Raw genomic sequence first — 17,276 nt, 5'->3', positions numbered from 1 at the left:
AGCGTTTTTACGTTCCTACTTTTAAACCTAAATTATGTTCGACAAAATCACGGCATATTTTCAAACTGTTGTAAGGAGTACTTGTTGACTGATCGATTTCAACTGTTATCCATCCATCGTAATGGATATTTTTGAGAAACGTAATGATGGAATGAAAATCAATGATACCCAAACCCAATTCACAAAAAACAGGCAATTCTTTATCGGATGTTAAGACACTAGTTGCTTCCTGTGGTGTTACATCCTTAATATGTAGATAAGCAATCCGATCTTTGTATCTTTTCATAATAGTAAGCGGATCCATTCCTGCCTTGGCTAAGTGGGCAGTATCTGGACAAAAGAAAACATAGTTAGGATCTGTTAACTCCATGATAACGTCAATCTCATTCTCATCTTGTATTTCCGTTCCAAGGTGTGGGTGAATACATGCTTTCACACCAAGATCATAGCATCTTTTAGCAGCCTCATTGATTGTATTAGCTGCGATTTTTAATTCCTCTAAGGAAGTGCCCCCTTCTCGCCGAGGACCACTAGGCCCAAAAACAATTCGATCGCTTTTATTCGCTGCCAAAAATTTGGCTACTCTAGTGTTATACTCAATAATTTCTTCTCTTTTTCCTTTTTCACTAAATCTTCCTCCACCATATAATGCTGATAATTGAAAATGATGGGTAGCAAGCAAGCTTTGAAATTCCTCTAATCGCTCTTCATACTTAAGAGCAATATGTGTAAAAGTTTCACATGCACGGAATCCAAGTTCTGAAGCTTCTTTTAATCCTTTTAAAAAATCTTCACCCCACGTAATTAAATGACATGATACTTTCATCTTTTTCTCTCCTTTTCAGCAAATTTTCTTATGAATATTTTTCGTTAGTTAAAACCTCTATTGTTTTTACTCATATATCGGTAGTTTTTTCCATATAGTTGTTGCTAACCACAATGAAACATCGATAATACCAGTAAACATATGATAATTTAATCATGCTCCCATCTATTAGCTCCTTATGAAGATGCGAACACGAACTTTTATTCAAAAGTGATACGCACTGTTGCAAGTCCCCAAGGACCTATAGTGACACGTAACGAACCATCCTTCTCCACTTCTATTTTTCGAGTCTCTTTTTCTAACAAATCTATCTCCCAAGCCTCCTTGATTTTTTTCTCAGGAAAAGAGATTTTTGCTTTTTGTTTTAATCCAGAAATTTCCTGTAAGCGTATAATCCATCCATCATTCCATTTTGCTTTTTTTATCGTCGACACAGTGACTGTTTCAGAACTAATTTTTGCTAACGTTCCCTCAATCAGATTGTTATAAGGAGGGCTCGGATTTCGAAATTCCTGAAGACTAATTCGGTGTCCGTATAGAGGTAGTCGTGCTTCCCACCCGAACCGAAATGCTTGATCTTTCGCAATAAAATGATCGCTTGTAATGGAATAACGAAAATGAATAATTCCTCCTTGAGAGGCTTTATAGTTTGTGTTCCAGTAGTTATTTAGGACATATGAAAAAATTCTTCCTCCCGATAGCTTTTGAAACTTTGGCCAACTTCCTCGAACAATATCACCAACACAAAATAGCGGAATATCTGGTGAAGCAATAAATACGTCATAATCTCTTCCGTCTATAAGAATTCCTGTTTGCAACGGAAGCCATTCTTTACATCCTCCAGGCAATTGATCTTTATCCCAATCAACCCATCCAAGTTGCGAATCGGATAGAACTCTTGCTAAAGAAGCATCGAGTGGAAAGGCAATATAAACTGCTTCTTTCTCCAGTCGCTCCTCTTTTTCGTAAATAAATTTCACATCTATCCGTTTCTGATCATCCAGTAATTGCCATTCAACTTTTAACTCTCCATATGGCACTTTCGCTTTAATCATCAATGATGTTCCAAAAGCAAAGGTTTCAACATTGTAGTCTAACAATATAAAGTGATGTAATACTTCCAAATTACTATCAGCTAAATTTTTTTGGTTTCCGACTAGACGTGTCCCTTCTCCACCTTTTGCATATAAAAATTGTCCAAAGCCCCATTCATCCTTTGTATCTACTAATTCTTTTTGCAATTGTATGTCAAATATGCTGACCACATAACCTTTTGTCACATCAACAATAAATCGATAATATTTATTTTCTAAGGTCACTTTGTTCGTATTCGGAAACTCATTAGCAGATTTAGTTCCCCCTTGTACCTTTGCAACTTCATAAATTGATGCTGTGTCAGTTGGTTTTAACTCCATTCGTCGATAGCTTAAGCCCGGAACATTTTCCACCCATAAAGCGACAAGAGCTTGCGAATCAGTTGTTTGAATAACTCTCATCGGAACTTCCTTACCACTTCGGTAATCAAAAACTTTTTCATTCCGTCCAATCTCAACTGTTACAATACTGCTTACCATCCAGCTATGTGGATTGTATACGACAACTTCACGACCATTGTTGTTCCAGCTTAAACTATGGCGCGTCGCTGCGACATGAAGAAGTCTCTTAGCCCACTGCAATCCATTTTTTGCGAAATTTTCTTTTACAGCCCATTGATCTTCTTGTAGCGCGGCCTTAGAATCTGTTACACTTAAAAATGCGCCCCAAGTATGCTCTACATATTGAAGAGTTGAACGCCATGCTTCATCAAACTGCTGTTCAGGGTAATCCCACCCGTCATTATGAATTACAGCTAATGACTCTAAACGTTCTGCTGCAGGTAACATTGCTTGGGCATGACGGATGTCTATGGATGGAACAATACTTGAAGCAACCCCATCTTCCCAATAAGCACCGCCGTCCCCTTTTACTGTTTGCAATGTCTCCCTAAAATTTGATTCTATATATTCAAAAAAGTCTATTACATTACAAGCGATTAATTTAGGATAAGCATAAGTTTCATTCCATTGTTTAATGAATTGGACTGGCTGCGGATCCAAATCAGTATTATCTGCCTCTTGACCGTACAGTAAAACAGCATCTGGTCGGTAAGACTCAGTTTCATATTCATCTAGCCACATTTCTATTCCACGTTCTGCAGAACTGATAACTGGGGGGCTTCCACAAACTTTTCGAAGTTCACAGTACATTTTTGCTAACCAAACGAGAATTTTCCCCCCATTCACCCCCTCCCAATAAAATGGCGAAATTTTGTGTAGACCGCTATTTAATCGGAATGGACCTCTATCCTGGTTGCTGGCATGCACTACGTATTTGACACCTGAACCTTCGTATATGGCAGGAAGAGAACTTGACAACGATGGGACATCAACAATGGATGTAAATGGAGATCTCATTCCTTCGGGACGGAGCAAAGATTCCGTATACTCTCCATTTCGGATAAGTTCTTCTAGTGAAGCATATTGAGTTAACAAATCAACATAAGAGTGGGAAATACCAATTTTTCCTGCCTTTACATATTCAAAAAACTTTTTAATTCGCTCCTTTCTGCGGGTGGCAAGATATGTTTCCAATACCCATGAAGCATCAAGGTGGTATGCAAAAGCAGGAATATCTAGCTTTTCTGTTTCCTCTTTTTCTAAAATATCCAATGCTGTATCGATATTACGACCTAATCTTTCGGCAACTTCCCATTGTCGGTGGGTATATCCGATATCCGTATGAACATGAGGAGAAATATAGACTTTCCATTTTTTCCTTCTTAAAATTGTTCCGGAGTGTGTAAACTCTTCTCCATTAATGCGTCCAGTTATTTTATAGTGTACATTTCCAGTCCCATCTTTTATATAAAAAGCCTTGTGTAGATGACCGAACTTTGTTTCTGGTATTGGGACTTCAATAACCTCTTTTTCTTTTTCATTTTCGTATTTTATTTCTAACCAAAAAGTTGTTTTGGGTACTGGTTTATTAAGCTCTATATACAGATGACATCGTTCTACAAGGTCGCCTGCTGCTGTTGTTTTATAGAGAACCGATGGTTTGATAATAAGGGAAGAAATACTTTCTCCCTTATTATCAATTTTAGAAAATGTAATATATTGATAGATAAAACCTGCGCTGTTAGCCATCCGGTCTAATCGTTTAATTTTTTCGATATTCTCGATATGAATAAAATCACCACCATCACAACTAATCAACTCAATGCAATTTTCCCCTTTTCTTAACAATTGGGGCGGGATAATGACTTCTAAAACCCCTTCTGAGTAAATGGTCGTATGCAAACCAGCATGCAAAGCAATATCTGTTGTTTTAGAAGGAGATGGTTGAAAATACCCAAATCCAGTTGTTCCGTTTACATTGATTTTCAAATATGGCAACCTAGGCGAAATCACAAGATAATATATCCGGAAAGCATAATCTCCCTTAGGCTGTTCACTTAAATGAAACTTAATCGTGAACGGATAAAAACGATAACCTCCATCGGGATCAGCTTCACTCGGATGAAACAATGGCCATTTTTGTGTGCTTTTTTCTTGATTTGTCGCATAATAAACTACGTTCCCTAGTAAATCTGGCTGTTTATAGTTATCCACGAATTCACGGGAACAACCGTTCGAAGAACCAATTGACCAAATTACTTGTTCTCCCATGTTTGTTCTCTCCCTACAAATTAACAATTTTTGCAACTAAAATATACAGGTAGTTCCATTCCTTACTTAACCTAGTCAAGTTTACATCCAAATTTTGAATGTTTTAATCTCAAACGGTGAAATGTCAAAAGAAAGCATATTTCCTTCATAACACGCTTCCTGTTGCTCTTCTTCAATCAGATTGCATTCAACCGCCTTTTTGATTTGCTTTGCAAATTTCACATTCACGCCATTTGTTCGAAATTGCTTATATTCGTAAAAACGAACAATAATAGCATCATCATCTTCCGCTTTTTTTACAGTCTCAATAAGAACATTGTCGGCATCTACTTCTGCAAAACAGCAGGTTTCAGAAAGAGTTCCATTCTCGTTGGCAGTTATTCCTTTTGCAAATAATGGGTAATTTAGACTGTATGCTTCCTTAACTACATTCCCCTCTCTCCAATCCCCTTTGTGAGGTAATAAACTATACACAAACGTATGTTTCCCTCGATCAGCTGTTTCATCAGGATCTATAGCAGACTTGATGAGCGTAAGACGTATAACATTATCTTTTACATCATGGCCATATTTACAATCATTTAATAGACTGACACCATAATTCCCTTCTGACAAATCGACCCACTTGTGACCAACTACTTCAAAGCGTGCATAATCCCAGCTCGTATTCCAGTGTGTAGGACGTTCAATACTCCCAAATTGAATATCATATGTTGCTTTTGTTGAACGTATATTTACTGGAAATGCCACTTTCAATAATGTTTGTTTCTCTTTCCAGTCAATCTTTGTCCGAAAATCAATTCTCGGAGAATAATCATATATCGTCAAATATTGGGTAATAGTTGAGTCAAAAAATTTCCAAGTTAATTTTAAGCTTCCGCGGATTGGACCTACTTCTGTAACTTTCGCTTCTATTAATTCCGTAATCTCACGCATTTTTTCTTGGTAATACAGATCAATATCCCAAGCGTCAAAGTTTATTGGTTTATCTTCAAAGGCTTGAAATACGTTTCCCTTCGCTCCTTTAGCCAATACTTCTCTTTTATTTTGTTTATCGAAAATGGAAACAATTTGCCCATTTTTATTTAGATGAATTCGATAATAACGGTTCTCAAGATAATCCTGCTTAATGACAAGATTTGACGCAGATGGCTCACTTTCTATCAGCTTATAGGTTTTGTAACCACATGCAGGAACCTCTGCAGCCTCAAAAAGAACTTTCTTTTTCCCACCGTCATCCACAATTTGTACCGGTGATTTTATTCCTTTCTCATCAATAATAGTAACGTTGCCGTTCATCTTATTCGAAAAAGGAAGTTCAACAATACCGTTTCTTTCAAAAGAAAGAGAGTTAAAAACAACTACACTATCTTGATTGGTATAAATATTGCTTACAATGAAATCTTGTGCCTCAGATAAGGCGTTTTTACCAATGCTTTTTACTTTTTGATAATCAGCTTTTGCATCCTCATTCACTTGGCGGATAGAAGAGCCAGGTAAAATATCATGAAACTGGTTAAGCAACATGATCTCCCATCCCGCATTTAACGATTCACGAGGATATTTTTCCCAATTTAAAAAAAGACCGACCATCACACATAGCCATTCAGCATTATGATATAAGATTTCATTTTCTCGATTTGCTTTTTTCAAGGAAGCCTGTGACGTATAGGTCCCACGGTGATACTCAAGATACAGTTCATCATCCCAAACTGGCAGTTTTTTATCTTTTACTTTTTTCTGCAAACGTTCAAAGTAGGACTCAACCTTATCCATCTTCACATTTGGAATCCCAGGGAGATTTTTCATCGCTCTTGCTGCCTCAATCATTTCTTTTGTAGGACCGCCTCCTCCATCTCCCCAGCCAAATGCCAAGAGCAAATCATCATTTATATCTTTTTGCTTGTAAGCATCCCAAATTCCTTTGACACTGTATGGTTCAACGACTCCATTGTATGTATAAGGCTTTGCTCCCCTTTCTGGCGTGGTAATAAAATGAGTCAAAATCTCCGTTCCATCGATTCCACGCCATAGAAACGTATCATATGGAAAGCGATTGTATTGGTTCCAACTTATTTTCGTTGTCATAAAGGATTCAATGCCACTCTTTTTCATAATCTGTGGCAATGCCCAAGTATATCCAAATGAATCTGGGAGCCATAAAACTTTTGCATCAACCCCAAACTCTTCCCTTATGAAGCGCTTTCCAATCAAAATTTGTCTGATTAACGATTCACCATTTGGCAAATTAGTATCTGATTCAACCCACATACCACCAGTGACTTCCCATTGCCCTGTTGCAACTTTTTCTTTAATTTTGGCAAAAATTTCTGGATAATCTTCTTTTAGAAATTTATAAAGCTGTGGGGAGGTATGAATAAAACGGTATTCTGGATACTGTTTCATTAAATGAAGAGCCGTCGAAAAAGTTCGTGCTGCTTTTTCTCTTGAATGGGACAATCGCCATAACCAAGCCATATCAATATGAGAATGACCTACTATCGACACTTTTGGTTTCATTTCAGTGTGATTTTCTAGTTCATCTAGTCTTTGTAGAAGATAGGTTAATGCTTCTTGGATCGAATGATAATATTGTTCAGAGCGCGGTTTAAAAAAATCGATTTTTAATATAGATTCATTCAATGCCTGTAACATCTTTAGTCTGCGTATATCATTTTTATCTAGCACGTTAACTGATTTTAAAACGGTGTCAGCTAAAAAGTAGTATTTTTCCGTAGCTTCATCCACCCAAGCAAGCCGAGCTACTTTAAACCGCCTGCGTTTAGGGACTCGTAAAACGCCACTCCAAGCTTTTATAGCAAGATGAAATTCATTTTTTTCTGAATAATATTCTGGCGGAATCCAAGCTTCTTCATGCCAAACATCTATGCCTTGTAACGGCATTCCATTTACGTATAACAATGCCTCAGCAGTAGATCCACCGCCATCTCTTGGTCCAACTAAAAAGTGAAGCACAAGCCGCTTATTTTTCCATTCTTCTGGAATTGAAACAGTTGTTCGGAACCATGCGGCCTTATCGTAGCCCCCCCACGATTCACCAATATGGAAATCCTGCCAATCATGGTCATCAAAATCCGGCAAATAAGCTTCTTTTATCTCCTCTCCGAATGGCCATTCCTTATATTTAAATGTTGGAATATCTTGAACTTGACGATAAATCGAGTCTTTGATTTCCCCCAAATATTTTGTTATTTTTTCGACTGTGAAAAACATGCTACCACCTCTAAAATTGATTTTTTATTCGTTTCTCCACAGCCTATAAACATTTTTTTCTTGAATTCATTTTGCGAATCCAAGCTAAATCTACTTTGGATTTACGATCAGCCCATTTATTTCCTGTTCAACATTGTCATTTGAGTACAACAAAAACCTTGAACAAATGGTAATTCAACATCTTCAATAGATAATTTTTGCATTCCAAAATAACTATACACTTCACAAGAATGGCCTCATTTTCGATTAAACAGGAAAATTGGTTCTTAGGTATTCCGGCCCCGGTTGCTTCATTCTGCTTTCGTTTCACTAATCATGCAGTGTAAACGTTCTCTGTTAAGTTTTAATTCTTCAAAAAGAGTTGTTTCAAATTCTTCTTGCTCAACTATAAACCATTGCACACCAATCTTTATTCCTGATTGGATTATCGTCTGAAATTCGATAATGCCATCTCCAATAGTCGTTCCTTTCTTTTGATTGCCGACGAATTTCATATCTTTTATATGCAGAGATATGATACGATCTTTATACTGATTGATAAGTTCTAGCGGATCATATCCGGCAAACGCTGCCCAGTAGCAATCAAGTTCTATTTTCACAAGTTTTGGATCGGTTTGTTCAAAGAGGATATCGAATCCAGTTTGAACTCCATATTTTTCAAATTCAAAATCATGGTTATGGTAAGCAAAAGTAAAACCGGCTTTTTTACATGTTTCACCAATTTGATTTAGTATTTCTGCTGACCGCTTATAATCATCCGCCGATTGTCTCATTTCTCTGGGGAGTGCTGGACAAATAAGAAGATAATTCCCAATTGTTTCATTGTATTCAAGTGTTTTTTCCAGTTGATCACCTAAAAGCTGTTCGATGCTAATATGAGCGCCGGCATTTTTAAGTTTTTCCTCTGCCAATACTTTTTTTAATTCTTTCGCCGGCGTTTGTAAAAAACCCGCAAACTGAACACCTTCATATCCTAGATCGGCCGCTTGTTTCACCGCAGATATAAAATCTCTTTTCGCCTCCAGCCAAATCGAAAATAACTGTAAACCTATATTCCCCATATCACTTTCTCCTCACTTCCATATAAGAATATCTAGAATGATTTTCTAACGATATCTCTTACTCCTTTCCCTTTTCTCCTAATTTTATTGCTTCCCCTTTTGCTGCAGATTTATATAAACCATTAATAATTTGTTGCAGGCGAACACCCTGTTTCGGAGTACTTAACGGTTCACGGCCCGTTAGGCAAGCATCAACAAACCTCTCAATTTCTAACTCATGGAATCCTTTTTTTGGTAAGTAAGACGGCGTAATATCAATGAGCGTGTCATATTTTTCTTGATAGATTTTAAGTGGAAATACATCCGCACCACCGCGATCACCCATGAGAGTAACGCTCATTTCATCAATTTTTTCGGTATTAGCCGCAAAAGCAGCTTCAAGTAAAATTGATGAGCCATTTTTAAACGTAATCATTCCACGTGCCATGTCTTCAACGGAGAAGTTTTTCCAATCCCAAGCCCCCATAATGCCAACACCCGGACGATTACCAATTTTTTGATAAGTGACACCAAAAACGGTATCAGGCTCAGGGTAACCCATTAAATATAAGGCTGTATCAAGCATATGAACCCCAATATCAATGAGCGGTCCTCCACCTTGTAACTCTTTGTTCGTGAACACTCCCCATCCTGGAATTCCCCGGCGGCGCATCGCGATAACGCGAGCGGCATAAATATCGCCTAATTCACCTGCATCTATGAAACGTTTTAATACTTCTACTTGAGGAGCATGTCGATAATGAAAACCATATGTTAAAATCTTCCCTGCCTTTTCAGCCTCATATGCCATCTCTTCTGCTTCTACAACAGTCATCGCAGGAGGTTTTTCACATAGCACATGGCAACCAGCTTTCAAAGCTGCTATTGTTGCCGGATAATGGAATTTGTTTGGTGTACATACACTCACTGCATCAATATCAACTTCTGCTAACATTTGTTCATAGTCTGTAAAGACATTAGGAATATTGAAGTTTTTCGCTAATTCTTCTGCTTTCTCTCTCACTACATCAGCAATAGCGACAATTTCTACTTTCTTACCACATTTTAGATAGTTGGGAATATGTACATCTCTAGCAATTCCACCAGCGCCAATAATTGCTACTCGTAATCTGTCGGCCATTTGCTTCTCCCCTTTTAATGTTTTCGCTTTCATTTTCATGTTTTCATTTTCCTTCCCTTTCTTGCCTTCCATTCAATGCAGTGGCCGTATTTATTTGGTAGTTGGGCAGTTTTACTGATCAACATCAAGCATCTTCCTCTGCTATGATAAGGGAAAGGAAACCATAAGCTTTACATCATGTTTTTAAACATCTTCGTCTATTTGCTTCGACATTTCGAGTTCTCTCTCTTCTACTCCAAGATAGATGAAGATTTTCATTGGCTCCGTGAGTACCGTCTATTATTCGGCATAGAAACATATACCATCGCAATAGCCATCTCCTCTTTTTGCATTACATGATAGAAAACACTCCCATCTTTGTATTAGGTCCTCACAACTTATAGGTAGAAAAATCCATAAATAGAAACAATACCTGTCCTAAATTTTCGATTTCTCGGTTTCCTTTGCGTGCAAAGCAACAGATAAACTAGCAAAATCCCCGACACTTTCCCCAAGTTCGGCTGGAACAATCTCACAGATTGACAAGGAAATTGGTAATGATTCTTTCTTTACAGTTTCTAGTACGATTGGCTCGAGGATTGCTTGTTGACGTCTATAGATGCTGCCAATGACAATCTTTTCAGGGTTAAGAATATCGATAAGCATCGCCACCCCTTTGCCAAGTTGTTGACCGACAATCTGATAAATCTCAAGCGCTAATTCGTCACCTTTCTGAGCTGCCATTCCAACCTTTTCTGCCGTTATAGCGGGAAGATGCTCAACCGATGGACAAAATAGGGGTGGCTTCCCTTCCTTTAACTTTTGTTCAGCCATCGACATAGCTAACCTTGCAATCCCACCGCCACTACAGTATCCTTCAAAGGAGCCATGTTTACCGTAACCCCAAGGTCCATCATCTTCCAAGCGAACATGCCCTACCTCGCCAGCCATATCATTTGTTCCGGTGTACAACTGACCATTTAAAATCAAACCGGCCCCCATTCCCGTTCCAAAGGTCAGAAAAATCATATTTTCTGTTCCTCTTCCGGCTCCCCATTTCCATTCTGCTAACGCACAGGCGTTAGCATCATTTTGTAATCCAACCGGAACACCATATTTTTCACGAAACGGGCTGATGATATCGATTCGCTCCCAGCTTGGGAGATTTGGAGGAGAAAGGATCAGTCCTCTTCGACTATCTAATGGCCCCCCACAGCTAATGCCAATTGCACTGATAGATATCCGCCCCACTTTTTTTAGAAGTCGATCCAACAATTCCATCATTTGCTTAATTGCCTGATAAGGTGAATTTGGCGTTGGAAATTGTTCTTTGACTACCACTTCTACCCCATTCTCTGTCCTTTTTCCAATCAAAACTGCACACTTTGTTCCACCAATATCTAATCCTGCGATGAAGTCACTCATTTACCGAAAAACTCCTCCTCCAGAAGAATACACAACGTATGATAGATTGGTAGATGAAGCTCTTGTATATCAGGCGTTAAATCCCTTGGAACCTTAATGGTAACATCGCAAATTTCACTCATGGCCCCGCCGCTTCTTCCAGTTAAACCAATGGTCTTAAGCCCCTTTGCTCTTGCCACTTGTAAAGCATAGATAACATTATCAGAGTTGCCGGAAGTACTTAAACCGATAGTGACGTCTCCTTCCTTTCCATAACCGAAAACCTGTTGTGCAAAAACAAGATCAGGAGATACATCATTAGAAAATGCTGACAGAAAAGCGGAATGACTAACAAGTGAAATGGCAGGAAGAGCACCTTGTAAATACTCCGCAATATAGGCAGCGTCATTCGGCGCTACCTTTTCCAATTTCTTTTTAAATGCCGCATCAATCGGGCGTTTCAATAAAAAGCCTTTCATTAATTCACCGACGATATGGTCACAGTCCGCTGCACTACCTCCATTCCCACAAAGAAGAACTTTTCCTCCTTTTTGGAAACTTTCTTTTAATATATCAAACGCCTTTTCAATATCAGGAACACAACTAGAAAGTTCAGGATACTTTTGTAACAATTTTTGTATTGCTGCTTTCATAATTCCCCTCTCTTTATAACTGTTTCACTGACTATTTTGTAAATTCTTACTACGACACAGGGGTAGTGATTACTTCAACCCCGCGTTTTTCAATTTCCTTTAAAATAGCCTTATCCGCCAATTCACTCGTAATAAAAATATCAACTTCATCAAAATTGCAAAAAGAGATAAGACCCGCCTTTTGCAATTTACTATGATCCGCCAGTACAACTATTTTTCGCCCAACCGATACCATAGCTCTTTTAATCTCTGCCTCATAGAGATCAGAGCTTGTAAAACCATGTCGTAGTGAGATTCCAGACGTTCCTAAAAAAACGTAATCAGCATTGTATTTTCTTAACTCTGTTTCTGTTTGTGGCCCGACCATGCTCATAGAATTTCTTCTTAGCTCTCCGCCTAAGCAAATAATTGATGCTGTTTCATGTTGGCTGCATTCTTCCACAACATTCAATGCATTAGAGATAATCGTTAAGTTGCTGGCATTTTTCAAATATCTCGCAACACACCAGGTAGTTGACCCAGCATCAAGAATAATAATTTGTTCATCTTTCACAAGACTAGCGGCTGTTTTCCCTATCATATCCTTTTCATGGTAATATTGAAGTTGTCTTTGCCGAACAGGGAGGATCAAGTCATTTTTTTGTAACGTTTCCACTAAAATGGCTCCACCATAATTTTTCTGGGCAATCCCTTCTTTTTCTAGCTGATATAAATCGCGTCGAATTGTTTCTTCTGAAACGTTGAATAGCTCTACTAGCTCGGAAACCTTAACGCTTTTATTTTTCAATAACATTTCTTTAATTTTATTACGCCGTTCAATAGCCATCATCCATACTCTCCTCCTTTCTTCTATTATTGTGCTTTCAAATGAGCAATTGCCTGATCAATAAAGTTTTCTTTGCCAAAACTACCTGATTTCAATACAAACAACATAGGATCTTTTGATAATGAAATACATGAAGGCAACCCTGTCTGAATTTCCCGCCAAACCCTCATTCCGTAAATCCCTAGACTGCGGCAAACAGCTGCAGAAGTATCTCCTCCGGCAATCACAAACCTTTTTTGATTAGTTTTTTGAATAACTTCCTTTGTGATATTGGCAATCGTAGAAGAAACAAGACGACATACTTCTTTATTATTCATTCCCTTTTTGAGTGCCTCTGCCTTTGTTTTTTTCACAACATCTGATCTATTAGATGAATGCAGTACGACGTTATGACCCATTTGGATGTTTTCGATAATTTGTGCAGTCAGTTTTTCTAGATATTCGCATTTTTTGTTTTCATCGAGAAGTTGAAGGCTGTTTAGTTCGAACACGACTGCTCCTTTACGATACATATAATCAATTTGTGCTGCTGTTTGTGGCATTAAGCTTCCTGCTGCACAAAAAATTCCTTTCTCTTTATCCAACGGCGGTAAAGCAATAGAACTGGACTGTTCTTTCTTTTCTCCTAAAAAAGCAGCCAACTCTTCTGCTAATGCTGAACTTCCTGCTAAAACTTTCATATCATACACTGCTTCCGCAATTATGCGGAGATCCTCCTGATCCGTAACATCTAAAATGATATATTGAAACTTATCTTTCAAGGCATGAATGTACTTTCGAAGTTCAGCAGCTCCTTTTTTGACTATCTCATAACCGACAACAGTTACTTTCCTTTTTGTCTGGGATTGCAGAATATCCAATAAGTTGGAATTTGTCATTGGGTGAATTGGATCGTAGGAAAACTCTGAATTTTCCAATTTTACTCCATGCACATAATGAATGCCATTAATTGTTTTCCTGCCGTTTTTCGGAAAACCTAAAACAATAACCGCAAAATTTTCTTCTAGTGCATCTAACATCGCATCAAATTCCGCCCCAACATTTCCGCGAAAAACTGAACATGTTTTGTTAAAAAATTGTGTAGCTCCAGCCCTTTGCAATGCTTTTGTAGCACGAAATACCTTCTTGTATGCAACATCTCGCGAATCAAATCTTGAATCAGTGTCTAAAATTAACACATCACGGAAATTATTTTTCTCCTTTTTGAAAGCTTCCCATTCATCATATCTGTAGATATGTGTTACATAATTTGATTTTGCAAACATCGCCCCGATATCGTTCGCACCCGTAATGTCGTCGGCTACAATCCCCATCATTTGCCATCCCACTTCCTTCTCGGTCTACACCTTGAATAGTACAAAAATCCTTCCGCTTTACTTTCTGGTATTAAATTCCACTCAATTTTACTATTATGTGCCATAACCATCATTTTACAAGCTATTTTTAATGTTTCTAAAGCCATGATTACTTCTTTTCAAATTTATGTCATAGATAAGAATACCATGATTTTCCAAAAAGAGGATATTTGCTTTTCCGGCTTTTTTCTTACCGCTACGCCCAATTCTTCCGAACCAGGATGAAAATAAGGAACCCTCTCTATTTTTTCTAAATAATACATGGACTCAACAAATAAATTAGAAGGAAGAAGTATATTTGAACAAGCAACTATCATGGTGTAAAATGGCGCAGCATGTAAAACGGCGTTTATTTCCGGCCTTTCTTCATAAATTGCACGATGCATTGGTAATTCTTTTGACGGTCTTTTTTTATACATATTTAGATCTTCAGCAAAGGCACACTCCACAAAGTCCTTTTCGTTTAGCTCACCAAGATTGGTACCTGTAGCGGTGATAAGGCATCGGTCTTTGCCAGTGTGAGCGCTAATATTTCCCGCATTTCCCCACACTAACCGATGCTGCACCATATATCGCCCTGCTTCAATTAGTTGTTTTACCGTTTGATTCATTCATTATCCTCCCTGTCTACTCGCTCCATTCCAGTAAGTTGGTTTCAACAATCGGCTTTGCTTGATCCCGCGGCACACGAAATGTTTTAATTTCCGATGGTTTGAATGTTGCTTCAATCACGCGATTCCATTTTGGTAAAGTGATTATTGCTTTTGTTTCCATATTAGTCGTTTCGTAAGCACGCACAATTAAATCATCATTATCCTCCGCTTTTTTCACAACACTAACAATGATATTATCAGCACTAACAGAAAGGAATGAATCTTTTTGTGGTAGTGTCCCTTTATGGTATGTTTCAATGATTGTCACAGGTGGTTGATTCAATTCTGCCGCCCGTTTCACTGTACCTGCCGTTTCCCAATTTCCTTCATGCGGCAACAATGTGTACATAAACGTTTGAATACCTTGATCGATAAACGAATAATGACCGTCTTCCTCTGGCACAACCGGATCATGATGCGCATAAATAGGGCTACGCACAACCGTTAAACTCATCTCTTTATCATGAATGTCAAAGCTGTATTTACTATCGTTTAAGATACTTAAGCCGTACATTTCGCCCGTCAATGGATGTGTTCCAGAAATGTCAATCCAGCTTTGTCCCGGTTCTTCTTCACCATTACACTCTCTAACAATATGCCCATATGGAATTTCGTAAGTTGCTTTTCGAAAAACGATATTCACAGGAAATTTGAGTTTTAATACTTTGAACTTCTCTTGCCAATTTAGTGTTGCTTTTACATCGATTTGGTTTAGTTCTTTATACAAGGAAAAATCTTGCACAAGAATTGATTTTCCATATTCGCTGACTACCCGAATCACAGATTTTACTGCTCCATGCTCTACAAGTTTGACACTTTTCGCTTTGAATTCACCAATGACGTCCTTAAATTGCAGAACATTATGTGACCATGTATCACTATGATCTTTCATCACAACTGGTCTGGCTGCTGGGCCATCAAGTAATTCGAGGTTTTTGATCTTATCAAAAATACTTATTATAAAACCAGTTTCAGGATCAAATGCGACTCGATAACGATCATTTTCCAGCAAATGATCATTTGCTCTAATCGTTGTAAATGTACGGGAGGATGGGCGTTCAACAATTTTATAGACACGATATCCTAATGAAGGAAGATCCGCAAGGAAGCTAACACGGAAACGCCCATTCGCAGTTGCATGTGACTGCACTAACTGCATTGGCACTTGATTCCCTTGCTCATCGACTAAGATATGATGGTCTTTTAACCCTCCTACTTCGACCTCAATATTCACTTTAGTATCCCATGAATTTGGATTAAAGACAACAATTGGCTTCATCCCTTCTTCTTTTTCAATATCAATTCGCCATGACAATGATTGGATAGCATAATTTAAACCACGACTAGCAATAGACATTGCTTCACCATACATATCACGTGCATCTTCATAGGCTTCTTCAATACATGTTCCTGCAAGAATATCATGGAATTGATTAAACAACACGTTTTTCCAAGCACGATCAAAATCTTGTGGATATTTTTGTCCAGTTATCCAGCTGGCGATTGCAGAAAATTTCTCGGCTCTAATAAGCAAATTTTCTGCTTTCCTATTCCATTTTTTTACTCCAGAATGAACTGAGTAGCATCCACTTGCATGGTGTTGCAAGTCATCATGAACAACTGGAAATGGTAAATCTTTTTTACTGATTTCTTCAAAAAAACGGTTCGGGGTGCTGAATATTAACGTTGGAAATTCAGGATCTTCGTTTAATCGATAGATACTTTCAATATTTTCTCTTGTCGGACCACCGCCATGGTTACCAACGCCATAAAAACACATTAAATCGTTAAATGGCGCTTTTAATTCACCTGCACACCGACGGACATGCTTTTCAAGATCTTTCCCCCATGTGCAATATTCAAATGGGATACGAAAAGTCAACACACGTGATCCATCATCCGATTCCCACCAGAAAAGACGGCCTGGAAGGCCTTTTTCTTGAGGACTTGGTCGCATCATAATGTAATAATCCATTCCGCTTTTCTTTAAAATTTGCGGTAACATACCATGGTGTCCAAAACTATCAACGTTATAACCAACTTTTGCTGTTACACCGAATTTTTCTTGAAAATAACGTTGTCCATATAGTCCTTGGCGCACAAATGATTCACCGCCAGGAATATTACAATCTGGCTGCACCCACCATCCTCCTACGATTTCCCAGCGTCCTTCTTTTATACGCTGTTTAATTTCCTCAAACATTTCAGGTTCGTTATTTTCAATCCATTCATAATTTGCTGCTGAACTGTTCGTAAACACAAAATCTGAATATTCTTTCATAAGATCCAGAACCGAACGAAAGGTAGCCTTTGTTTCTTGAAAACCCTCCTGCCATTGCCACAACCAAACAGGGTCAAGATGGGCATTGCCAATCATGTGTAATGTTTTCTCTTTCATTTTCGGCTTCGACAATGTTCTTTCTTGTACTTGCATTTGTTCTTTCATTATTAATACCTC

Annotated in this window: 11 protein-coding genes; all 11 read right to left on the bottom strand. The window is 38.2% G+C overall.

The window, feature by feature from the left end; translation table 11 throughout:
- Nucleotides 1–7: 7 nt before the first annotated feature.
- Complete coding sequence (locus tag HT574_RS09270) at nucleotides 8–826, bottom strand: sugar phosphate isomerase/epimerase family protein (RefSeq protein WP_175244369.1); 819 nt, start codon at nucleotides 824–826, stop codon at nucleotides 8–10.
- 200 nt (nucleotides 827–1,026) lie between these two features.
- Complete coding sequence (locus tag HT574_RS09265) at nucleotides 1,027–4,533, bottom strand: glycosyl hydrolase-related protein (protein WP_175244368.1); 3,507 nt, start codon at nucleotides 4,531–4,533, stop codon at nucleotides 1,027–1,029.
- A gap of 81 nt (nucleotides 4,534–4,614) precedes the next feature.
- Nucleotides 4,615–7,767, bottom strand: a complete 3,153-nt coding sequence (locus HT574_RS09260) for an alpha-mannosidase (RefSeq protein WP_175244367.1) — start codon at nucleotides 7,765–7,767, stop codon at nucleotides 4,615–4,617.
- 290 nt (nucleotides 7,768–8,057) lie between these two features.
- Nucleotides 8,058–8,828 carry a sugar phosphate isomerase/epimerase family protein gene (locus HT574_RS09255; RefSeq protein ID WP_175244366.1) on the bottom strand — a complete coding sequence of 257 codons (771 nt, stop codon included), beginning with the start codon at nucleotides 8,826–8,828 and terminating at the stop codon, nucleotides 8,058–8,060.
- 58 nt (nucleotides 8,829–8,886) lie between these two features.
- Nucleotides 8,887–9,948, bottom strand: a complete 1,062-nt coding sequence (locus tag HT574_RS09250; protein ID WP_175244570.1) for a Gfo/Idh/MocA family protein — start codon at nucleotides 9,946–9,948, stop codon at nucleotides 8,887–8,889.
- Between the two features lie 417 nt (nucleotides 9,949–10,365).
- Nucleotides 10,366–11,352: an ROK family protein gene (locus tag HT574_RS09245; protein WP_175244365.1), complete on the bottom strand. Its 987-nt coding sequence runs from the start codon at nucleotides 11,350–11,352 to the stop codon at nucleotides 10,366–10,368.
- The gene (locus HT574_RS09240) at nucleotides 11,349–11,984 is read right to left on the bottom strand and encodes a D-sedoheptulose-7-phosphate isomerase (RefSeq protein WP_175244364.1); all 636 of its coding nucleotides are present in this window, start codon (nucleotides 11,982–11,984) and stop codon (nucleotides 11,349–11,351) included. Before HT574_RS09240 ends, HT574_RS09245 begins: the two co-directional genes overlap by 4 nt.
- A 49-nt stretch (nucleotides 11,985–12,033) precedes the next feature.
- Entirely contained in the window at nucleotides 12,034–12,813 is a 780-nt protein-coding gene (locus HT574_RS09235) for a DeoR/GlpR family DNA-binding transcription regulator (RefSeq protein WP_175244363.1), read from the bottom strand.
- 23 nt (nucleotides 12,814–12,836) lie between these two features.
- Nucleotides 12,837–14,126 carry a four-carbon acid sugar kinase family protein gene (locus HT574_RS09230; RefSeq protein ID WP_175244362.1) on the bottom strand — a complete coding sequence of 430 codons (1,290 nt, stop codon included), beginning with the start codon at nucleotides 14,124–14,126 and terminating at the stop codon, nucleotides 12,837–12,839.
- Between the two features lie 164 nt (nucleotides 14,127–14,290).
- Nucleotides 14,291–14,776: a class II aldolase/adducin family protein gene (locus HT574_RS09225; RefSeq protein WP_175244361.1), complete on the bottom strand. Its 486-nt coding sequence runs from the start codon at nucleotides 14,774–14,776 to the stop codon at nucleotides 14,291–14,293.
- A 16-nt stretch (nucleotides 14,777–14,792) separates the two neighbouring features.
- Nucleotides 14,793–17,264: an alpha-mannosidase gene (locus HT574_RS09220; protein WP_217499480.1), complete on the bottom strand. Its 2,472-nt coding sequence runs from the start codon at nucleotides 17,262–17,264 to the stop codon at nucleotides 14,793–14,795.
- Between the last annotated feature and the right edge of the window lie 12 nt (nucleotides 17,265–17,276).

Origin of the sequence: Parageobacillus sp. VR-IP (assembly GCF_013357975.1) — a bacterium.
GTDB classification, from domain to species: domain Bacteria; phylum Bacillota; class Bacilli; order Bacillales; family Anoxybacillaceae; genus Saccharococcus; species Saccharococcus caldoxylosilyticus.
The sequence above is the reverse complement of the archived record's forward strand: the minus strand, read 5'-3'. Positions and strand labels throughout refer to the sequence as shown.